Annotated in this window: 23 protein-coding genes; 21 read left to right on the top strand and 2 right to left on the bottom strand. The window is 34.9% G+C overall.

Annotated elements, in window-relative coordinates; all coding sequences use genetic code 11:
• Positions 1 to 45 precede the first annotated feature (45 nt).
• Entirely contained in the window at positions 46 to 351 is a 306-nt protein-coding gene (locus tag Q4512_RS04195; RefSeq protein ID WP_303421912.1) for a rhodanese-like domain-containing protein, read from the bottom strand.
• Positions 352 to 440: 89 nt separating this feature from the next.
• Here Q4512_RS04195 and Q4512_RS04190 point away from each other — a divergent pair, with 89 nt between their 5' ends.
• The 21 genes from Q4512_RS04190 (at position 441) to Q4512_RS04090 (ending at position 19,406) form a co-directional block, all read left to right on the top strand.
• Positions 441 to 1,010 carry a TetR/AcrR family transcriptional regulator gene (locus Q4512_RS04190; protein WP_303421910.1) on the top strand — a complete coding sequence of 190 codons (570 nt, stop codon included), beginning with the start codon at positions 441 to 443 and terminating at the stop codon, positions 1,008 to 1,010.
• A 135-nt stretch (positions 1,011 to 1,145) separates the two neighbouring features.
• A complete protein-coding gene (locus Q4512_RS04185) occupies positions 1,146 to 2,219 on the top strand; it encodes a 2Fe-2S iron-sulfur cluster-binding protein (RefSeq protein ID WP_303421908.1) in 1,074 nt (357 codons plus the stop codon).
• 282 nt (positions 2,220 to 2,501) lie between these two features.
• Positions 2,502 to 3,458, top strand: coding sequence for a 1,2-phenylacetyl-CoA epoxidase subunit PaaA (paaA, locus tag Q4512_RS04180; protein ID WP_303421907.1), 957 nt, complete (start codon positions 2,502 to 2,504; stop codon positions 3,456 to 3,458).
• A 9-nt stretch (positions 3,459 to 3,467) separates the two neighbouring features.
• Positions 3,468 to 3,782, top strand: a complete 315-nt coding sequence (locus tag Q4512_RS04175; protein WP_303421905.1) for a GIY-YIG nuclease family protein — start codon at positions 3,468 to 3,470, stop codon at positions 3,780 to 3,782.
• A gap of 42 nt (positions 3,783 to 3,824) precedes the next feature.
• Positions 3,825 to 4,112: a 1,2-phenylacetyl-CoA epoxidase subunit PaaB gene (paaB, locus tag Q4512_RS04170; protein WP_303421903.1), complete on the top strand. Its 288-nt coding sequence runs from the start codon at positions 3,825 to 3,827 to the stop codon at positions 4,110 to 4,112.
• 123 nt (positions 4,113 to 4,235) lie between these two features.
• Complete coding sequence (paaC, locus tag Q4512_RS04165) at positions 4,236 to 4,988, top strand: 1,2-phenylacetyl-CoA epoxidase subunit PaaC (RefSeq protein WP_303421901.1); 753 nt, start codon at positions 4,236 to 4,238, stop codon at positions 4,986 to 4,988.
• Positions 4,989 to 5,137: 149 nt separating this feature from the next.
• Positions 5,138 to 5,638, top strand: a complete 501-nt coding sequence (gene paaD / locus Q4512_RS04160; RefSeq protein ID WP_303421899.1) for a 1,2-phenylacetyl-CoA epoxidase subunit PaaD — start codon at positions 5,138 to 5,140, stop codon at positions 5,636 to 5,638.
• 159 nt (positions 5,639 to 5,797) lie between these two features.
• Positions 5,798 to 6,580 carry an enoyl-CoA hydratase-related protein gene (locus Q4512_RS04155; protein ID WP_303421897.1) on the top strand — a complete coding sequence of 261 codons (783 nt, stop codon included), beginning with the start codon at positions 5,798 to 5,800 and terminating at the stop codon, positions 6,578 to 6,580.
• A 99-nt stretch (positions 6,581 to 6,679) separates the two neighbouring features.
• Positions 6,680 to 7,834, top strand: coding sequence for a 3-hydroxyacyl-CoA dehydrogenase NAD-binding domain-containing protein (locus tag Q4512_RS04150; protein WP_303421894.1), 1,155 nt, complete (start codon positions 6,680 to 6,682; stop codon positions 7,832 to 7,834).
• Between the two features lie 13 nt (positions 7,835 to 7,847).
• A complete protein-coding gene (locus Q4512_RS04145) occupies positions 7,848 to 8,225 on the top strand; it encodes a four helix bundle protein (protein WP_303421892.1) in 378 nt (125 codons plus the stop codon).
• A 6-nt stretch (positions 8,226 to 8,231) separates the two neighbouring features.
• Positions 8,232 to 8,657, top strand: a complete 426-nt coding sequence (locus Q4512_RS04140; RefSeq protein ID WP_303421890.1) for a hotdog fold thioesterase — start codon at positions 8,232 to 8,234, stop codon at positions 8,655 to 8,657.
• A 36-nt stretch (positions 8,658 to 8,693) separates the two neighbouring features.
• Positions 8,694 to 9,014 carry a GIY-YIG nuclease family protein gene (locus Q4512_RS04135; RefSeq protein WP_303421888.1) on the top strand — a complete coding sequence of 107 codons (321 nt, stop codon included), beginning with the start codon at positions 8,694 to 8,696 and terminating at the stop codon, positions 9,012 to 9,014.
• A 29-nt stretch (positions 9,015 to 9,043) separates the two neighbouring features.
• Positions 9,044 to 10,252 carry a 3-oxoadipyl-CoA thiolase gene (pcaF, locus tag Q4512_RS04130; protein ID WP_303421886.1) on the top strand — a complete coding sequence of 403 codons (1,209 nt, stop codon included), beginning with the start codon at positions 9,044 to 9,046 and terminating at the stop codon, positions 10,250 to 10,252.
• Position 10,253: 1 nt separating this feature from the next.
• Positions 10,254 to 10,856 carry a short chain dehydrogenase gene (locus Q4512_RS04125; protein WP_303421884.1) on the top strand — a complete coding sequence of 201 codons (603 nt, stop codon included), beginning with the start codon at positions 10,254 to 10,256 and terminating at the stop codon, positions 10,854 to 10,856.
• Positions 10,857 to 11,061: 205 nt separating this feature from the next.
• The gene (gene paaZ, locus Q4512_RS04120; RefSeq protein ID WP_303421882.1) at positions 11,062 to 13,599 is read left to right on the top strand and encodes a phenylacetic acid degradation bifunctional protein PaaZ; all 2,538 of its coding nucleotides are present in this window, start codon (positions 11,062 to 11,064) and stop codon (positions 13,597 to 13,599) included.
• A gap of 76 nt (positions 13,600 to 13,675) precedes the next feature.
• Entirely contained in the window at positions 13,676 to 13,987 is a 312-nt protein-coding gene (locus Q4512_RS04115) for a GIY-YIG nuclease family protein (RefSeq protein ID WP_303421880.1), read from the top strand.
• A 46-nt stretch (positions 13,988 to 14,033) separates the two neighbouring features.
• Entirely contained in the window at positions 14,034 to 14,786 is a 753-nt protein-coding gene (locus Q4512_RS04110; RefSeq protein ID WP_303421878.1) for an enoyl-CoA hydratase/isomerase family protein, read from the top strand.
• Between the two features lies 1 nt (position 14,787).
• Positions 14,788 to 15,384, top strand: coding sequence for a transferase hexapeptide repeat family protein (locus Q4512_RS04105; protein WP_303421876.1), 597 nt, complete (start codon positions 14,788 to 14,790; stop codon positions 15,382 to 15,384).
• Between the two features lie 179 nt (positions 15,385 to 15,563).
• On the top strand, positions 15,564 to 16,874 hold the full coding sequence (locus Q4512_RS04100; RefSeq protein ID WP_303421874.1) for a dihydrolipoamide acetyltransferase family protein: 1,311 nt from the start codon (positions 15,564 to 15,566) through the stop codon (positions 16,872 to 16,874).
• Between the two features lie 30 nt (positions 16,875 to 16,904).
• Positions 16,905 to 18,956 carry a thiamine pyrophosphate-dependent enzyme gene (locus tag Q4512_RS04095; RefSeq protein ID WP_303421872.1) on the top strand — a complete coding sequence of 684 codons (2,052 nt, stop codon included), beginning with the start codon at positions 16,905 to 16,907 and terminating at the stop codon, positions 18,954 to 18,956.
• A gap of 84 nt (positions 18,957 to 19,040) precedes the next feature.
• Positions 19,041 to 19,406: a hypothetical protein gene (locus Q4512_RS04090; RefSeq protein WP_303421870.1), complete on the top strand. Its 366-nt coding sequence runs from the start codon at positions 19,041 to 19,043 to the stop codon at positions 19,404 to 19,406.
• 57 nt (positions 19,407 to 19,463) lie between these two features.
• On the opposite strand, the gene Q4512_RS04085 is transcribed toward Q4512_RS04090, so the two are convergent.
• Positions 19,464 to 20,000 carry a DUF4136 domain-containing protein gene (locus tag Q4512_RS04085; RefSeq protein WP_303421869.1) on the bottom strand — a complete coding sequence of 179 codons (537 nt, stop codon included), beginning with the start codon at positions 19,998 to 20,000 and terminating at the stop codon, positions 19,464 to 19,466.
• Positions 20,001 to 20,020: the final 20 nt, after the last annotated feature.

Raw genomic sequence — 20,020 nt, 5'->3', positions numbered from 1 at the left:
ATTTATGAAAAAAAATATAAGCCCATAAACTTTAATACTATTAAACTATAGTTTTTTACTCAAACTTAACCAACCTCCTCCATTAATTGTTTCAATACCATGCGCTTTTAAAATACTAGCAGCACTGCCAGATCGCATGCCACTCGCGCAACAAGTAATTACAGGTTTGTTTAGTTTTTCAATCTCCTTAATTTTACCCGAAATAATTTGTAAAGGAATGTTTTTTGAACCAGGAATTGCTCCTTGGCTATATTCACCTTTTGTTCTTACATCTAAAATGATGGCTCCTCTAGATTTAAAATCTTCAATTTTATCCTTATTATTCCCCAAAAAGAAACTTAATAATCCCATATTTTTTTGTTTTAGGCAAAGTACCAGCAAATTTTTCAAATTATAAGTAACAATAGTTACAGCAAATTTTCTTTATCTTCCTCCACAATATGAAAACAGAAACTAGAAAAAACGAAATAATTACAACCGCAGCTAAACTTTTTAAAGAAAAGGGTTTTAGTGCTGTTACTATGCGAGATATAGCAACAGAAATGGGCATTAAAGCGGCTAGCTTATATAATCACATAAATTCAAAACAAGAAATTCTAAAAGAAATTATTATTTCTTTAGCGGAAGAATTTACCCAAGGTATGGAACTGATTTATAATTCTAAATACAATAGTCTAGATAAATTAAGTCAAATTATAGCGCTTCACGTAACAATTACAAACAATAATACTCCAGGAATGGCATCTTTAAATAACGACTGGATGCATTTAGAAGAACATTTAAATTATTATTTAAAGTTAAGAAACAACTATGAAGCTACTTTTTTAAGCATAATAAAAGAAGGTGTTTCTTCTTCCGAAATCAAGAAAGTTAATCCCGAAATTGTTATGTTTACTATGCTTTCCACTTTGCGCTCCCTTTATCTTTGGATTCCTAAAAAAGAAGACCTCAACGCAAACGATTTAGCAAATAACCTAAGCACAATCCTAATTCAGGGAATTAACAAATAGTTTGCAATATATTTCTTAACTTTGTCAAATAAACTAACAAGTGTTAGTTTGTGTTTTATTCTTGTTGTAACAGGAATTTTTTAATGATTATTAGGATTTTAATTAAAGTAAATACGCTTAAGACGTATCACAATAATGGCACAATTTTATAAGCTTAAAATAAACGAAATATATAAAGAAACAGAAGATACTTCTGTAGTTTCTTTTCATATCCCAACTACATTAGAAAAGGAATTTAAATTTCGTCCAGGACAACATTTAACTCTTAAAGCCGATATTAACGGAGAAGATATTCGTCGTTCCTATTCCCTTTGTTCTAGTCCTATAGATAACCAATGGAAAGTAGCTGTAAAACAAATTCCAGGAGGTATATTTTCAACCTACGTTAATGAAGTCTTACAAACAGGTGATACTCTAGAGGTTATGGCGCCAAGCGGAAACTTTGGAGTAGAAGTACAACCAGAAGCATCTAAAAACTATATATTCTTTGCTGCTGGAAGTGGTGTTACACCAGTTTTGTCTATGATAAAAACCCATTTATCTGCAGAACCTAATGCAACTTGTAAATTATTTTATGTCAATAAAACAGCAAAATCCATTATCTTTAAAGAAGAACTAGAACAACTTAGAAATACATACTTTGGTAGATTAGAAATATATTATTTCTTAACCAAAGAACGTAGAGATATCGAATTGTTCAACGGACGATTTGACGATGAAAAAATGCAAGTGCTAACCAAAACATTTATCGATATTCCAGATACAAACGAAGTCTTTCTTTGTGGTCCAGAAAAAATGGTAAACTACGTTAGTGAATATCTAATTCAAGCAGGATTACCAAAAGAACTCGTTCATTTCGAGCTTTTTGTAACCGGACTTTCAGATGAAGATATTAAAAGAGCAGAACGTTTAGCACAACAAAAAGTAGAAGGAACCGAAGTAATAATCGTAGATGGTGGAAAAGAATTTACTTTCACTATGACTAAAGAATATGATAATATTCTAGACGCAGCCTTAGGCGCAGGAGCAGATTTGCCATTTGCTTGTAAAGGAGGCGTTTGTAGCACCTGTAAATGTGAAGTCAAGGAAGGTACAGTAGAAATGAAAATAAATTATGCTTTAAGCGATAAAGAAGTATCTCAAAATTTGGTGCTAAGCTGTCAAGCAGTACCAACAACAGATAAAGTAATCGTTGATTTCGATGTGTAAAATTCCTGCGAAGACAGGAATCTCAAATAAAAATGTCATTCCGAGCAATAGCGAAGAATCTCATTAAATAATAATTTGGGCGTTACCACAAGGGTCAGGCTTTCCGCTTAAATCTTTTTTGAGAAAAACAAAAAAGGATAACGCTGCAATCCTTAACGCACACACCAACTAAGAATCGTGAATATTCTTAAGTCTTGGTAAATATATAAAGTAATTAATGGCATTTCTGCATAGGCAGGAATCCACTAAAAACTAAAAAACTATTCACTAATAACTAATACAATGAGTGAAGAACAAATAAAAAACCTAGAAGCACAATTCGAAGCTCGAATCGCAAGAGACGAGAAAATCGAACCTAAAGATTGGATGCCAGAAAAATATCGCAAAACGCATATTAGACAAATGTCGCAACACGCACATTCCGAAATTGTTGGCATGCTTCCAGAAGGAAATTGGATTACAAGAGCGCCTTCCTTAAGACGAAAAGTAGCATTGTTAGCTAAAGTTCAAGATGAAGCTGGACATGGTTTGTATTTATATTCTGCTTGTGAAACCTTAGGTGTTTCTCGCGAAGAATTATACGAACAATTACATTCAGGTAAAGCAAAGTATTCTTCCATTTTTAATTATCCAACAATAACTTGGGCAGATATGGGAGCAATCGGTTGGCTAGTAGATGGCGCAGCAATTATAAATCAAGTGCCATTGTGTAATACTTCATATGGACCATATGCAAGAGCAATGGTTCGCGTGTGTAAAGAGGAAAGTTTTCACCAACGTCAAGGATATGAAATCATGATAAAACTGGCAAACGGAACTCCAGAACAAAAAGAATTAGCGCAAGATGCTCTAAACCGCTGGTGGTGGCCAAGTTTAATGATGTTAGGTCCTACAGATGCAGAGTCCATCCATACAGAACAATCCATGAAATGGAAATTAAAACGTAAGTCTAACGACGATTTACGCCAACAATTTATAGATCAAACCGTACCGCAAGCCGAGTTAATCGGGTTAACCATTCCAGATGCCGATTTAAAATGGAATGAAGAAAAAGGAGTGTATGATTTTGGAGAGATTGATTGGGACGAGTTTTGGCAAGTAGTAAAAGGCCATGGACCAATGAATAAAGAACGAATGAAAGCAAGAGTTGACGCTTGGGAAGAGGGAGAATGGGTTCGTGACGCAGCAATGGCTTATGCAGAAAAGAAACATACCTCTTTGAAAAAAGAGGTCTCATAATCGATATTAATGAATTATTGGTATGTCTATATCATGACAAATAAACCTTATGGTTTAATTTATATTGGTGTAACCGATAATATTGAGGAAAGAGTTAAAGAACATAAACTAAAAGTGTATCCAAAATCATTCACAGCTAAATATAATTGTGATAAAATAGTTTATTTTGAAGAGTTCGAACAAGGTAATGAAGCAGAGAAACGAGAAAGACAATTCAAAAAATGGAAAAGAGATTGGAAAATTCAATTGATAGAGGAAATGAATCCTAATTGGACAGATATAAGTATTAATTGGAATCTGAACTATAATAAATTAAGAAAGTAAAATATAATTAACAAGATACCTGTTTTCACAGGCATTAAAATTATGTCAACAAAAAATTGGCCCTTATGGGAAGTCTTCGTAAGAAGTAAAAACGGATTAGAACATCGTCACTGCGGAAGTTTACACGCAGCAGATGAGGAAATGGCATTAGAAAACGCTAGAGATGTCTACACAAGAAGAAGCGAAGGCGTAAGTATTTGGGTGGTAGAATCTAAACACATCACAGCTTCAAATCCTGAGAATAATGGTGAAATGTTTGAACCTGCTCACGATAAAGTATATCGTCATCCAACATTTTATGATTTACCAGATGAGGTAAAGCACATGTAACAAATTCCTGCGAAGGCAGGAATCTCATTATTAATAAGAACTTCACTTCGAGTGATTTGTGAGGAACGAACAAATCGTATCGAGAAGTAATTAAAAAGATACCCACTTTCGTGGGCACTGAAGATGAAACAAAACCTATACAACTACATTCTAGGCATTGCAGACAACAGTTTAATCCTTGGTCAAAGACTAGGAGAGTTAACAGGGCATGGACCAAGTCTAGAAACAGATATTGCATGCACAAATATATCTTTAGATTTATTTGGGCAAGTACGTAGCTATTACCAATACGCTGCAAAAATTGCAGGAGATAAAAGAACCGAAGATGATATTGCAATGCTTCGTAAAGAACGTGAATATGTAAATGTTTTGTTGGTAGAACAACCCAATAGAGATTTTGCTTATACTATGGCACGTCAGTTTTTATTCGATGTGTATCATTTGCTTTTTTTACAAGAATTACAGAAAAGTAAAGACTTAACATTATCTGCTATAGCTAACAAATCGATAAAAGAAGTGAGTTATCATTTGCGTTTTTCAATAGATTGGATAAAACGCTTAGGTGATGGTACAGCAGTGAGTCATCAAAAAATGCAAGATGCTATTGATGGTTTATGGACATACACAGACGAATTATTTCATCAAACCGAAGCAGATAAAGCTATGGTTTCAGAAGAAATTGGTGTAGATGTAACCAAACTAAAAGAAGCATACTACGAGAAAGTACAAGCGGTTTTAAAAGAAGCAACTTTAACTGTTCCAGAATCAAAATGGTTTCAAAAAGGAGGTAAGCAAGGCGTTCATACAGAACATTTAGGATATTTATTAAGCGATTTACAATACATGCAAAGAACGTATCCTAATATGGAATGGTAACACAAATTCCTGCGAAGGCAGGAATCTCATAATCGAAAAAGTAAAAGTTAGTCGGTTAAACATGACGTCACTTCGAGTGATTTGTTAAGAGTAAACAAATTAAAGCGATAAACAATAAAATAAGATTCCCGTTTTCACGGGAAGCGAATATGACAACAACAGAACAAAACATAGAGTCTATATTAATTCCAATACTGGAACAAGTTTCAGATCCTGAAATTCCAGTATTATCCATAATGGATATGGGAGTCGTACGTTCTGCTGTTATCGAAAATAACATAGTTAAAGTACAAATTACACCAACCTATAGTGGTTGTCCTGCTATGGATGTGATTGGTGACGATATTAAAGCAGCTTTAAAAACCGCAGGGTATGATTCCGAAATAGAATTAATTTTAGCACCAGCTTGGACAACCGATTGGATTACACCAAGAGGACGTAAAGCATTAGAAGATTACGGGATAGCTGCACCTTTAAATGCCGAAGCAGATAAAGAGGTATTGTTAAACGGGAAACGATTGGTAAAATGTACTAATTGTGGTTCCACAAATACAAGATTAGTTAGTCAGTTTGGCTCCACAGCATGCAAAGCACAATTTCAGTGTGACGATTGCCAAGAGCCATTTGATTACTTCAAGTGTTTGAAATAATCAAATTCCTGCGAAAGCAGAAATCTCTTAATAGAAAGTATTAATAATACGTCAGTTCGAGTGAAATTGCTTTTTTGCAATTTTGAATCGAGAACATAAAAAAAAAATAGTGTTTTGTCATTCTTGCGAATGTAGGAATCCACAATAAAAGAAAAACATATGAGTAAAAGCATTCTTTTAAAAATAGAAAATAAAATAGCGTACATCACGCTAAATAGACCGGAAGTGTTCAATAGTTTCAATCGTGAAATGGCATTTTTATTACACGACACATTAGATGCTTGTGAAAAAAATAATGACGTTAGAGCAATAGTTCTTTCAGGAAACGGAAAAGCATTTTGTGCTGGACAGGATTTAAAAGAAGTTACAGATCCAGAATTAAATCCTGGATTCAAAAAAATACTAGAAGAGCATTACAATCCAATTATAACTAGAATTAGAAATATTAAAAAGCCTATTCTAGGTGCAGTAAATGGTGTTGCAGCAGGTGCTGGAGCAAACATAGCTTTAGCTTGTGATATTGTTGTTGCACACGAAAAAGTAAGTTTTATTCAAGCATTTAGCCTAATAGGTTTAGTTCCAGATAGTGCAGGAACGTATTTTTTACCAAGATTAATCGGATTTCAAAAAGCGCAAGCATTAGCCATGTTAGGTGATAAGATTGGAGCTGAAGAAGCAGAGAAAATGGGAATGATTTACAAAATGATTCCATTAGAAAATTTTGAAGAAGACGTTAATAAACTCGCTTTAAAATTAGCAAATATGCCAACTTTAGCACTCGGAAAAATTAAAGAAGCATTCAATGCGTCATTAACCAATACTTTAGAGCAACAACTGGCTTTAGAATCTAAATTACAAATAGAAGCAGCAAGTACTAACGATTATGCAGAAGGCGTTGCAGCATTTATTGAAAAAAGAAAACCAAATTTCAAAGGCAATTAAAAATTGGCTTTGTCCCGAACTAGTTTCGGGATCTCATCAAAATAAGTAATCAGTTTTGTTATTCTGCACTTGATGCGGAATCTATAAAAAAAGAAATAAATGAACGTAGGAATAATAGGATCTGGAACCATGGGAAGCGGCATAGCGCAAGTCGCAGCTACTGCTGGTTGTAAAGTAAAGTTATACGATACCAATCAAGCGGCTTTAGATAAAGCTAAAGCGAGTTTAGAGAAAATACTATTGCGTCTTATTGAAAAAGGACGAATGGATACGGAAGAAAAAAACAGAATCCAATCTAACATTTCTTATGTAGATAGTTTAAAAGATTTAGGAGATTCTAATCTTACTATCGAAGCTATTATTGAAAACCTAGAGATCAAGAAAAAAGTATTTTCAGAATTAGAAAGTTATGTTGCAGACGATTGTATAATCGCTTCAAACACATCTAGTTTGTCTATAGCATCCATTGCTGCATCATTACAAAAACCAGAACGCTGTGTCGGAATTCATTTTTTCAATCCAGCTCCTTTAATGAAATTGGTGGAGGTAATTCCAGCCATTCAAACCTCAAAAGAAGTGCTTGAAAAAGCCATTCAAACCATTAAAGACTGGAAAAAAGTAGTAGCAGTCGCTAAAGACACACCAGGTTTTATTGTAAACCGTGTAGCAAGACCTTTTTATGGCGAAGCGTTACGAATATATGAAGAAGGAATAGCCGATTTTGCAACTATAGATCATAGTTTAAAAAGCGTAGGTGGTTTCAGAATGGGACCATTTGAACTCATGGATTTTATAGGAAATGATGTTAATTACACTGTAACCGAAACGGTATTTACAGCGTTCTATTTCGATCCAAGATATAAACCGGCATTCACACAAAAACGTTTTGCTGAAGCAGGTTATTTAGGGCGAAAATCTGGAAAAGGCTATTATGATTATTCTGAAGGAGCTGTAAAACCAGAACCAAAAGAAGATAAAGATGTAGCAGAACAAATATGCAACAGAGTTTTAGTAATGTTAATCAATGAAGCAGCAGACGCACTATTTTTAAACATCGCATCTGCAGAAGATATAGACAATGCCATGACCAAGGGTGTTAATTATCCAAAAGGGTTATTGGCTTGGGCAGATGAAAAAGGTATCGATTGGTGTGTAACTAAGTTAGACGATTTATATAATGAGTACCATGAAGATAGATACCGTTGCAGTCCATTGTTACGTAAAATGAACCAATCGGGTATGAGGTTTTATTAAAAAGGTTTGAGGTATGAGGAAATCGAAGTATCATTTTAAATTTGAAGATTTAGGAATTTACACTAAAGCCATGGAGTTTGGAGAGTTTGTAAGTAAATTAATTAAAAATTTTCCAAAAGAAGAACGATTTGAACTCACATCACAATTTAAAAGAGCTGCAGATTCTATCGCTTTAAATATAGCTGAGGGTTCGAGTGGTACAGATAAACAGTTTTATAATTATTTGGGAAATGCTTGGCATAGTGCTCATGAATGTGTTTCATGTAGTTCTAAAGCGCAAATGAGAAATTATATTTCTGCCGAAGAAGATGAAGAGAATCGAAAGTTGATTACAGAGTTATCTAAAATGATAACATCTTTACGAACTAAAATTTCTAAAAGAATTAAATAAATTTCAATGGAATCCAAGAGTAAACCTATTGCCTCACACCTCATCCCTAAACGCATGTTATCCCAAGACGCCTACAGTACTTGGCTAGGGATCGAAATCCTAGAATGCGAAATAGGTCGCTGTAAAGTAGCAATGACTGTAAGAAAAGAAATGCTAAATAGCATGGGTAAAGCTCATGGTGGAATCAGTTATTCCTTAGCAGACACAGCTTTCGGTTTTGCAGCAAACACACATGGTAAATATGCAGTTTCTATCGAGACAAGCATTAACCACATTGAAGCATTGAACGAAGGGGATTACATAGTTGCAGAATCAGTAATAGAAAACGTAAAAAATAAATTAGGCTTTAATATTATTGAAGTAAAAAGAGGAGATGAATTAGTTGCGCTTTTTAAAGGCGTTGTTTATAGAACTCAAAAAGATTGGGATTAATTCCTGCGAAGGCAGGAATCTCATAATAAAAAGTAAATGAAACTTTGGTACGTCTACATAATGGCAAATAAGCCAAATGGAGTAATTTATATCGGAGTAACTAATAATTTAGGAGAAAGAGTTAAAGAGCATAAATTAAAAGTTTACCCAAAATCTTTTACAGCTAGATATAATTGTGAGAATCTAGTTTATTTTGAAGAATTCGTAAATGGTGAAAAAGCATCAATTAGAGAAATTCAATTTAAGAAATGGAAAAGAGATTGGAAGATTAAATTAATAGAAGAAATGAATCCGAGTTGGGCAGATTTAAGCCTAAACTGGAATCTAGGAAACAAGATATTTAGGAATAACAATTAATAAGATACCTGCTTTCGCAGGCATTAATTATGAAAGAAGCATACATAATAGACGGAATTAGAACACCAATAGGAAATTATAAAGGTACTTTATCTGCTGTTCGTACAGACGATTTAGGCGCTTTAGTAATAGAAGAAGTTGTAAAACGTAATCCAAACATCCCAAAAGAAGCATACGACGATGTTATCATGGGTTGTGCCAACCAAGCAGGAGAAGACAACCGTAATGTAGCACGAATGGCTTCGCTTTTAGCAGGATTGCCATATACCGTTCCTGGCGAAACCGTTAACCGTTTATGTAGCTCTGGATTATCCGCAATCATTCACGCTAATCGTGCCATAAAAACAGGCGATGGCGACGTGTTTATTTCTGGTGGAGTTGAAAACATGACACGCGGACCCTACGTTATGGCAAAACCATCAAGCGCTTTTGGAGGCGATTCTAAACTATACGATTCTACTTTCGGATGGCGATTTGTAAATCCGAAAATGCACGAAATGTATGGCACAGACGGCATGGGAATGACGGCAGAAAACTTAGTAGAAAAATATAATATCTCTCGCGAAGACCAAGATAAATTCGCACTTTGGAGTCAGCAAAAAGCAACCAAAGCACAAGAAAACGGACGACTAGCAAAAGAAATAGTTACTGTCGAAATTCCGCAACGTAAAAAAGATCCTATCCAATTTTCAAAAGATGAGTTTATAAAACCAAGCTCTTCCTTAGAAGTTTTAGGAAAACTAAGAGCAGCATTTAAAAAAGAAGGCGGAAGCGTAACTGCAGGAAATTCTTCAGGATTAAATGATGGTGCAGCGGCAACCATTATTGCGAGTGAAGATGCAGTAAAAAAGTACAATCTTAAACCATTAGCTAGAATTGTAAGTTCTGCAGTGGTTGGCGTCGAACCTAGAATTATGGGTATTGGTCCTGTGCAAGCGTCTAATAAAGCATTAGAAAAAGCAGGTTTAACGATGGAGGATATGGATATCATCGAGCTTAACGAAGCCTTTGCGGCACAAGCTTTGGCATGCATTCGCGCTTGGGGATTGGCAGATAACGACCCAAGAATTAACCCAAACGGAGGCGCTATTGCTATCGGTCATCCGCTTGGTGTAACAGGTGCAAGAGTGGCATATTCTGCGGCTTTAGAATTGCAGGAACAGAATAAAAAATATGCTTTAATTACGATGTGTATTGGAGTTGGTCAGGGATATGCAGCAATTATAGAACGCGTTTAATATGAAAATACTAATTATAGGAGGAAACGGAACCATAGGCAAAAAAGTAACTGAAAGACTTTCAGTAAAACATGAAGTTATAGTTGCTGGACGAAATTCTGGTGATATAAATGTCGATTTTTCAGAATCTAAATCCATTAAATCTATGTTTGAAACTATTGGTAAACTTGATGCTATTGTTGCTATTGCTGGTGATGCAAAGTGGGATAAATTCAAAAATTTATCAGAAGAGGATTTTTATATTGGTATAAAAAGCAAACTAATGGGACAAGTAAATACGGTTCGTATTGGTAAAGAGTTTTTAAATCATAATGGTTCAATTACATTGTCAACAGGAATTTTGGCAGATGATCCAGTGGATATGACAACTAGTGCTGCTATGGTTAATGGAGGAATTCACAGTTTTGTAAAAGCAGTCGCTTTAGAGTTAGAAAACGGTATTAGAATAAATGCGGTTTCTTCAGATTTAGTAGAAGATGCTTACGAAAAATACAAAGATTATTTTCCAGGAAATACACCAGTGTCTATGGACAAAATTGTAGATGGTTATGTAAAATCTATCGAAGGAAAAATTACAGGCAGAATTTTAAGGATTCTGGCTTAACTAATTCCTACGTAGGCAGGAATCTCAGTAAAAAAGAAATAAATTTTGGCTAAGAAAGAACATAGCAAATAAGTGCGTTAGGGATTACAGTGGCATCCTTTTTTGAAGCATGAGAAAAAGATATAACGGAAAGCCCGACCTTTAGGTAACGCCAAAAAAGAATAAAAGTCTAATTTAACAGATACCCACTTTCGTGGGCATTAAGATGGAAAAGATAAAACATTACGTTCAAGGTTCTTGGACAACAGGAAAAGAAGAAGGAACACCAATCTTAGATGCAGTAACTGGTGAAGCATTTACTAGCGTTGCAATAGAAGGATTAGATGTTCCCGAAATTTTAAACTACGGACGAACAAAAGGAGGAGAAGTACTTCGTAAAATGACCTTCCAAGAGCGTGGAAACATGCTTAAAAAATTAGCATTATATCTTACCAAAAGAAAAGATGCGTTTTACGATTTAAGTTATAGAACAGGAGCAACCAAAGTAGATAGTTGGATAGATATTGAAGGCGGTTTTGGTAACCTGTTTGCCAATGCATCATTACGTAAATTGTTTCCTAATCAACCGTATCATGTAGAAGGCGATGCTATCGATTTATCTCGTGGTGGACGCTTTATGGCGCATCATATTATGGTACCTAAAAAAGGAGTTGCGGTACATATTAATGCTTTTAACTTTCCGGTTTGGGGCATGTTAGAAAAATGTGCAGTCAACTGGATGGCTGGAGTTCCTGCTGTGGTATTGCCAGCACCTTCTTCTTCCTATTTAGCCGAAGCAGTTGCAAGAACCATTATAGATTCAGGTATTTTACCAGAAGGTGCATTACAAATCATAAACGGAACGGTTAAAAATATTCTAGATACTGTAGAATCTCAAGATGTAGTTACCTTTACAGGTTCTGCACAAACCGGACGATTACTAAAAGCGCATCCAAGATTAATTCAAGAATCTGTGCCTTTTACTATGGAAGCCGATTCTTTAAATGCGTCTATTTTAGGAGAAGATGCGGTTCCTGGAACACCAGAATTCGACTTGTTTATCAAAGAAGTTAGAAAGGAAATGACGGTTAAAGCTGGGCAAAAATGTACAGCGATTAGACGCATCATTGTTCCTGAGAAATTAGTAGACGATGTGCAAATTGCATTAGCAAAACAACTAGATAAAATCACCATTGGAGACCCAAGATTAAAAGAGGTGAGAATGGGTTCTTTGGTTAGTCATCAACAAGTACAAGCGGTTCGAGATTCGGTAAACGATTTGTCAAAAGAAGCACAAATTGTCTACGGTAATTTAAACGAAATTAATACCATTGGAGCAGATGCAAAAAAAGGCGCTTTTATTAGTCCGATTTTATTACGAGCAGATAACCCATTTCAAAATACTGTCATTCACGAGCGTGAAGCTTTCGGACCAGTAAGTACCATCATGCCGTATAAAAATTTAGAAGAAGCCATTACTTTGGCGCAAATGGGTAAAGGGTCGTTAGTGTCTTCTATTGCTACCAATGACGATAAAATTGCTAAAGAGTATGTGATACATGCAGCATCTCATCATGGTAGAATTTTAGTTTTAAATAGAGAAAGTGCGAAGCAAAGTACAGGTCATGGTTCGCCATTACCATATTTAGTTCATGGAGGTCCAGGACGTGCTGGTGGAGGCGAAGAAATGGGAGGTATGCGTGGCATAAAACACTATTTACAGCGTACAGCCATTCAAGGTTCACCAACAACGATAACGGAAATTACTGGAATTTACCAGCAAAATGCAAAATATAAGGAAGCAGAACTGCATCCATTTCAATACCATTGGGAAGATATTCAACCAGGAATGTCCCTAAAAACACATAAGCGTACATTAACCGATAATGATATCCAGAATTTTGCCAATTTAACTTGGGATCACTTCTATGCTCATACAGATATTACATCTTTAGACGGAAGTATTTTTGAAAAGAGGACAGCGCATGGGTATTTCATTATTTCTGCAGCAGCAGGATTATTTGTATATCCAAATAAAGGTCCTGTAGCAGCTAATTATGGCTTAGATAGTATCCGTTTTTTACGACCATTATACCATAACGATACCATTTATGTGCGTTTAACATGCAAAGAAAAAGTAGATAGAGATGTCGCTTCCGCAGAACATCCAAGCGGTATTGTAAAATGGCATGTGGAAGTTTTTGATGCTAATTTTGAAAACCGTCCCGAAAGTCAGAAAACAGAAAAAGATAGTCCGTTAGTAGCTGTTGCAACCATATTAACGATGGTAGAGAAAAAGCAAGAAAGCTTTGTAGAGATGACTTCGGAAAAAATAAATGTATGTCTTTCAAATTTAAAAGCAGATGCGAAACCTAAATGGGGAATCATGACGCCACAACACATGATTGAGCATTTAGAGTATACCTATAAAATTGCTTCAGGTGAAATTCAAGATTTTGAAATTGCTACACCTTCAATCATTTTAGAGAAAGTGCATCATAGTTTGTATAATTATAAAAAGTTTCCAAAAAACAGTCAGTTTCCACAGTTAGAAAAAGATACATTAGATGATTTAAAGCATGCAGATTTAGAAACAGCAATTGAAAAATTTAAAGAACAAAGAGAAAAGTATATAGAATTTTATAAAGAGAATCCAGAGGCGAAATTGAAGAATTTAGTCTTCGGAGAATTAAATAAATATGAAGCGTATCTTTTAGAACGCAAACATTTGAATCATCACTTTAAGCAATTTGGTCTCTTATAAAGTCACTGCGCACCTGTTACGCAGTCGCATTAATGTTAACGGAAAACTTTAATGCAGTGGCATATATAACAACTAAATGTCCAAAAAATATTATACATACATTCTAACACACGAAAGAAATCACATCTTTTATGTTGGTGTAACAAATAATATGGAACGAAGAATGCATGAACATAAAGCAGCAACCTTTGGAACGCACGTTGGACATTATAATATTAAAAAATTAGTTTATTTTGAAGAGCACTCAGATATACGGATTGCTATTAGAAGAGAGAAGACTATTAAGAAATGGAAAAAAGCATGGAAGAAGAATCTAATAACAGAAAGGAATCCAGATTGGATGGATTTGAGTTTAGATTGGGATCTTTCCAAGTACAATAAGAATTAAAAAAAAATACGAATGCGTAACAAGTACGCATTGACATACTAAGAATATGAACACACCATACGTAAAACTAGTAATTAAAAACGAAGTAGGATACATAGAGTTTTTCCATCCTGCACACAACTCTTTACCAGGAGATGTTCTTGCAAAACTAGCGCAAACTATTACCGGAGCTGGAACTAACGACGCTATTAAAGTTGTTGTTCTTAAAAGTGGCGGAGACAGAACCTTTTGTGCTGGTGCTAGCTTCGAAGAACTCATAAACATCAACGATGCAGCAACAGGAAAAATATTCTTTTCTGGTTTTGCAAACGTAATTAATGCGATGCGTACATGTCCGAAATTTATTATCGGTCGTATTCAAGGGAAAACCGTTGGTGGTGGTGTTGGACTTGCAGCTGCAACCGATTATTGTATGGCAACAAAATTTGCTTCTATTAAGTTAAGTGAATTAAATATTGGTATTGGACCATTTGTTGTCGGACCAGCAATTGAGCGTAAAATGGGATTAAGCGCAATGTCGCAAATAGCAATAGATGCGAATACATTCTATTCGCCAGAATTCGCAAAACAAAAAGGTTTATATACTCATGTTTTCGACACAACAGAAGCATTGGACGAGGCTGTAAAACAAACCGCAGAACACTTATGCACATACAATACAGAAGCCATGCTCGAAATGAAAAAAGTATTTTGGAAAGGAACAGAAGATTGGGATAAGTTGTTAGCCGAAAGAGCGGCAACTAGTGGAAAATTAGTGCTGTCAGAGTTTACAAAAGAAAAATTAAAAGGGTTTAAGTAAGATGATTTATTCTTTTAAAGGTTACACACCAGTGGTGCACAAATCTAGTTTCGTACATCCTTTGGCTGCAGTTACAGGAAACGTCATCATTGGTAAAAACTGTTACATTGGTCCTGGCGCAGCCATTCGTGGCGATTGGGGACAAATTATTTTAGAAGATGGTGTCAACGTACAAGAAAATTGTACCGTTCATATGTTTCCTGGAAAATCTATTACGTTAAAAGAAAGTGCACATGTTGGTCATGGAGCCATTATTCATGGAGCAAATTTAGGACGTAATTGCTTAATTGGTATGAATACCGTAATTATGGATGATGTCGAAATTGGAGACGAATGCATCGTTGGAGCAATGGCATTTGTAAAAGCAGAAACCAAAATTCCAAACAGAAGTTTAGTCGTTGGTAATCCTGCTAAAGTAATTAAACAAGTTAGTGATGAAATGATTGCTTGGAAAACCAAAGGCACCCAATTATATCAACAATTACCAGCAGATTGTCATGAAAGTTTAAAGGCCGTTGCACCTTTAAGAGAAGTGCCAGAAAATATGAAAATACAAGAGGATGTTTATAAAACACTTCGTGATTTTATGAAGAAATAGTTGGGCGTTACCACAAGGGTCGCGCTTTACACTATATCTTTTTTACTTGTTCTCGATACAAAATTGCTAAAAAGCAATTGCACTCGAACCGACGTAAAAAAGGATGCCGTTGCAATCGCTAACGCAAATTGCGGTAAAAATTAAAGAAAGAATAAACTAACAAACGCTAGTTAATAAAGATGTCGAAATTTGAATTAAAAATGCCTAAAATGGGTGAAAGTATTACAGAAGGAACCATTATCAATTGGTTAATAGCTGAAGGAGATACTTTTGAAGAAGGAGATATTATTCTGGAAGTTGCTACAGATAAAGTAGATAATGAAGTGCCAGCACCAGCATCTGGTTCATTGATAAAAACTTTATTTCAAGCAAAAGATGTTGTTCCTGTTGGAGCAGTAATTGCTGTTTTAGAAATTTCAGAAGTAGTAAATTCTTCAAAAAATATAAAGGAATCGTCCAAGCCAGAAGAGTCACGTACTAAAAAAACAAAAGCACTCAAAAAAACAAAATCTATTCAGCAAGCATCAATATCTGCGTCAAATTCTTTTTCTGTTACTAATTCCAACATTTTCTTTTCTCCTTTAATTATAAAAATAGCAAAAGAACACCACATTAGTTTTGAAGAACTTGCACGAATTCCTGCAACAGGTCACGAAGGTAGATTACGTAAAAGTGATGTATTTCAATATATTGAAGAAGGAAGACCATACAAATTTGCGCAGCCAATAGCAGAAAAAGATCCAACCGCATATCGCATTCCGCAATTAGAATTTGATAAAGGAAAAGGTAAAATCATCGAAATGGATAGAATGCGTCAAATGATTGCAGATCATATGGTGTATTCTAAACACACTTCACCGCACGTTACTGCTTATGTGGAAGCAGATTTAACCAATATGGTAAACTGGAGAAACGCTAATAAAATAGCTTTTCAAGAAAAACATGGTGAGCGTTTAACGTTTACACCATTATTTGTAGAAGCAGTAGCGAAAGCAGTAAAAGATTTTCCAAACATTAATGCTTCGGTAGATGGAAATAATATTATTGTAAAAGAAGCTATTAATATTGGGATGGCAACCGCTTTACCAAGTGGAAACTTAATTGTTCCTGTTGTGAAAAATGCGGATACTAAAGATTTAAAAACCATTGCTAGTAATGTAAATGTTTTAGCTGGAAAAGCAAGAGAAAATAAATTAGCAGGAGATGATATTAAAGGAAGCACTTTCACTATATCAAATGTAGGAACCTTTGGTAGCGTCATGGGAACTCCAATTATCAACCAACCGGAAGTTGCCATTTTAGCACTTGGAATCATTAAAAAAAGACCAGAAGTAATTACCACAGAAAAAGGAGATGAAATTGCTATTCGTAGTATGATGTATTTATCCCTTTCTTTTGATCATCGTGTTGTTGATGGGTTTTTAGGAGGTAGTTTTGTGCGAAGAGTAGCTGATTATTTTGAGCAATTTGATGTAAATAGAGAAATATAATACAAACGGATAGGTTTAAGAAAACTTAAGATGAATAAAGACATACTAAAAAAAGGATTTTCAAAACTCTGTACAGCGAAAGCAATGGCAGAATTATATGAAGCTAATTTTAAACAAGTTTCAAAATATGTGCATGCCACTTCTAGAGGTCATGAAGCCATTCAGATTGCTTTAGGAATGCAATTATTGCCTCAGGATTATGCATTTCCATACTATAGAGATGATGCTATGTTATTGTCTTTTGGGCTAGAGCCTCATGATCTTATGTTACAATTGCTAGCAAAAAAAGACGATCCGTTTTCTGCAGGAAGAACGTATTATTCGCATCCAAGTTTAAAAGAGGATGATAAACCTAAAATACCACATCAATCTTCAGCTACAGGAATGCAAACCATTCCTGCTACTGGAGTTGCCATGGGAATGCAGTACAAAGAATTACAAGGTTTGGATGATAAAACACTTAAAGACTTACCGTTTGTCGTGTGTTCTTTAGGGGATGCTTCTGTAACCGAAGGGGAAATAGCAGAAGCGTTTCAAATGGCAGCTTTAAAACAAATGCCAATTTTATATTTAGTACAAGATAATGGTTGGGATATTTCTGCAAATGCAGCGGAGACGAGAGCACAAAATGCATTTGAGTATGCAAAAGGTTTTCATGGATTAGAAGCGATTTCCATTGATGGAGCTAACTTTATAGAAAGCTATGAAGCTGTAGAAAAAGTAATACATACCATTCGAACAGAACGTAGACCGTTTTTGGTACATGCTAAAGTCCCTTTATTAAATCACCACACATCTGGTGTTAGAATGGAGTGGTATCGTGATGATTTAGATGAAGCCCGTTCTCGAGATCCATATCCAGTTATAAAACAACAATTACTAGCTAATGGTTTTACAGATAGTGAGATTGAAGTAATAGAAAATTCCGCGAAAGCGAAAGTAGAAGCAGACTTTAAAAAAGCATTACAAGCAGAGGATCCAAAGCCAGAAGATTTATTTACCAACGATTTTGTGCCTACACCAATAACTGAAGAAAAAGGGGTGAGATCACCAAAAGGGGCAGATAAAGTGGTGATGGTTGATTGTGCATTATTTGCTGTAGAAGAACTGATGCGAAAACACAAAGAATGCTTGCTTTACGGACAAGATGTTGGAGGAAGACTTGGTGGCGTTTTTAGAGAAGCAGCTACATTAGCTCAAAAATTTGGTGATGATAGGGTTTTTAACACCCCAATTCAAGAAGCATTTATTGTAGGTTCTACAGTTGGTATGAGTGCTGTTGGGTTAAAACCAATAGTTGAGGTACAGTTTGCCGATTATATTTGGCCTGGATTAAATCAATTATTTACAGAAGTAAGTAGAAGTTGCTACTTATCTAACGGAAAATGGCCAGTAAGCATGATACTTCGTGTACCAATTGGTGCTTATGGTAGTGGTGGACCATATCATTCGTCTTCTGTAGAAAGTGTAATTACTAATATTCGAGGGATAAAAATAGCCTATCCAAGTAATGGAGCCGATTTAAAAGGATTAATGAAAGCGGCTTATTACGATCCAAATCCGGTTGTGATTTTAGAACATAAAGGGCTGTATTGGTCTAAGGTACCGGGAACTTTAACTGCGACTTCTGTAGAACCTAGTGAAGATTATGTACTTCCTTTTGGAAAAGCATGGCTGTTACAAGAAATTTGGAAACAGGAAAATGTAGAAACTTTAACGATTGTTACTTATGGCATGGGAGTGCATTGGGCATATAATGCTTCCGGAGAATTAGGAATGCGAGATCAAATTGAAATTATTGATTTACGTACCTTATTTCCATTAGATGAAGATACGATTATGAAATCTGTAAAGAAAACAGGAAAGTGTTTGGTGGTGACTGAAGAGCCTTCCAATAACAGTTTTGCTAGAGCCTTAGCAGGAAAAATTCAGGAAGAATGTTTTAGGTTTTTAGATGCTCCAGTAATGACGATTGGTAGTGAAAATATGCCAGCAATACCTTTAAATTCCACTTTAGAAGAAACGATGATTCCTTCTACGGAAAAAGTAAAAGCTAAGATAAATACACTAATTAATTATTAGTTAATTATAAAGGGATAAAATAATGTATTCTGTTTTTCAAATTATTTTGTATATTGAACTCTTAAATTAATAACTTAATAAAACATGAAAAAATACATTTCACTTTTAAGCTTAATCGCTATATTTTTTGTTGGTATGCAACAAACACAAGCACAGGATTCTAGAGTAGCAGAATCAGAGCGCCCTGAAGCAATAGCTAAAAAACAAACTTATGAGTTACATCAATTAGTAGAGTTAACTGGTGACCAACAGGTAGAAACATTTAAAGTATTAGTTGATTTAGCATATAACGAGAAAGGTTTAGAAGGGAATAATGATATTGCTACAGTTCAAAAAGCAAAGTCTACTTTATTAGAAGCTGCAAATACTAAATTAAGACAAATCTTAACTCCAAGTCAGTATGAAGCGTATCAAAAATCTTTGAAAGAATCTTACAAAGAGAAAAAATAATATAATTGTATATAAAAAAAACCACTCTATTAATTTAGAGTGGTTTTTTTGTGCTTATTATTCGTGTAAGCCGGGCGGATATTTCTCCATTATTTTAGTAACAAATTCTTGTATTCTTTCTTCTTTTTTATTTTGTGACAAATAGCCTGTGCCTTGCCCTTGCCATACGAGTTCTTTTTTACTAGCCTCAATTAAATCTATATAAAGTATGCCTTCTGTAGATTTCGATACGGTATTGTAGTTATTCCAATACCAAGGACTCCATCCCCAACCATATCCATAAGGGCCAAAATTGTTATTGTTATAGACATTTATTTTTTCTCTAGATTTTGTAAAAATACTAACTAATAGATCTGGGTTTTCAGACTTTGTAAAACCTTTGGCTAATAGTTCAGATTCTATAGCTCTTAAAATTCTACGTTTGTCTAGATCATTAATTTCGGCTTTGTCAATTCCTGTTTTAAAGAAAGCAAAGGTTTTAAAGTTATTAAAATTTACTTGTCTGTCGTAATCGGAAGCTACTCTAACCGAGTTACACGAAGTGGATATTACTAATAATAGTAATAGCGATGTGATGGATAATAGATGTTTCATAATTGCAGTTTTTTAAATTT

This window comes from Oceanihabitans sp. 2_MG-2023 (assembly GCF_030547245.1).
Taxonomy (GTDB): domain Bacteria; phylum Bacteroidota; class Bacteroidia; order Flavobacteriales; family Flavobacteriaceae; genus Oceanihabitans.
Note: the sequence above shows the minus strand (reverse complement) of the source record. Positions and strands in the feature narration are given on the sequence as shown.

Excerpts from the sequence above, each read along its gene's own strand:
- paaA (WP_303421907.1), top strand. The coding sequence starts at position 2,502 with ATGAGTGAAGAACAAATAAAAAACCTAGAAGCACAATTCGAAGCTCGA.
- Q4512_RS04140 (WP_303421890.1), top strand. The coding sequence starts at position 8,232 with ATGGAATCCAAGAGTAAACCTATTGCCTCACACCTCATCCCTAAACGC.
- pcaF (WP_303421886.1), top strand. The coding sequence starts at position 9,044 with ATGAAAGAAGCATACATAATAGACGGAATTAGAACACCAATAGGAAAT.
- Q4512_RS04085 (WP_303421869.1), bottom strand. The coding sequence starts at position 20,000 with ATGAAACATCTATTATCCATCACATCGCTATTACTATTATTAGTAATA.
- Q4512_RS04125 (WP_303421884.1), top strand. The coding sequence starts at position 10,254 with ATGAAAATACTAATTATAGGAGGAAACGGAACCATAGGCAAAAAAGTA.
- Q4512_RS04190 (WP_303421910.1), top strand. The coding sequence starts at position 441 with ATGAAAACAGAAACTAGAAAAAACGAAATAATTACAACCGCAGCTAAA.
- paaC (WP_303421901.1), top strand. The coding sequence starts at position 4,236 with ATGAAACAAAACCTATACAACTACATTCTAGGCATTGCAGACAACAGT.
- Q4512_RS04145 (WP_303421892.1), top strand. The coding sequence starts at position 7,848 with ATGAGGAAATCGAAGTATCATTTTAAATTTGAAGATTTAGGAATTTAC.
- Q4512_RS04135 (WP_303421888.1), top strand. The coding sequence starts at position 8,694 with ATGAAACTTTGGTACGTCTACATAATGGCAAATAAGCCAAATGGAGTA.
- Q4512_RS04185 (WP_303421908.1), top strand. The coding sequence starts at position 1,146 with ATGGCACAATTTTATAAGCTTAAAATAAACGAAATATATAAAGAAACA.
- Q4512_RS04155 (WP_303421897.1), top strand. The coding sequence starts at position 5,798 with ATGAGTAAAAGCATTCTTTTAAAAATAGAAAATAAAATAGCGTACATC.
- Q4512_RS04150 (WP_303421894.1), top strand. The coding sequence starts at position 6,680 with ATGAACGTAGGAATAATAGGATCTGGAACCATGGGAAGCGGCATAGCG.
- Q4512_RS04095 (WP_303421872.1), top strand. The coding sequence starts at position 16,905 with ATGAATAAAGACATACTAAAAAAAGGATTTTCAAAACTCTGTACAGCG.
- Q4512_RS04115 (WP_303421880.1), top strand. The coding sequence starts at position 13,676 with ATGTCCAAAAAATATTATACATACATTCTAACACACGAAAGAAATCAC.
- Q4512_RS04110 (WP_303421878.1), top strand. The coding sequence starts at position 14,034 with ATGAACACACCATACGTAAAACTAGTAATTAAAAACGAAGTAGGATAC.
- Q4512_RS04090 (WP_303421870.1), top strand. The coding sequence starts at position 19,041 with ATGAAAAAATACATTTCACTTTTAAGCTTAATCGCTATATTTTTTGTT.
- Q4512_RS04100 (WP_303421874.1), top strand. The coding sequence starts at position 15,564 with ATGTCGAAATTTGAATTAAAAATGCCTAAAATGGGTGAAAGTATTACA.
- paaD (WP_303421899.1), top strand. The coding sequence starts at position 5,138 with ATGACAACAACAGAACAAAACATAGAGTCTATATTAATTCCAATACTG.
- paaB (WP_303421903.1), top strand. The coding sequence starts at position 3,825 with ATGTCAACAAAAAATTGGCCCTTATGGGAAGTCTTCGTAAGAAGTAAA.
- Q4512_RS04195 (WP_303421912.1), bottom strand. The coding sequence starts at position 351 with ATGGGATTATTAAGTTTCTTTTTGGGGAATAATAAGGATAAAATTGAA.
- Q4512_RS04105 (WP_303421876.1), top strand. The coding sequence starts at position 14,788 with ATGATTTATTCTTTTAAAGGTTACACACCAGTGGTGCACAAATCTAGT.
- paaZ (WP_303421882.1), top strand. The coding sequence starts at position 11,062 with ATGGAAAAGATAAAACATTACGTTCAAGGTTCTTGGACAACAGGAAAA.
- Q4512_RS04175 (WP_303421905.1), top strand. The coding sequence starts at position 3,468 with ATGAATTATTGGTATGTCTATATCATGACAAATAAACCTTATGGTTTA.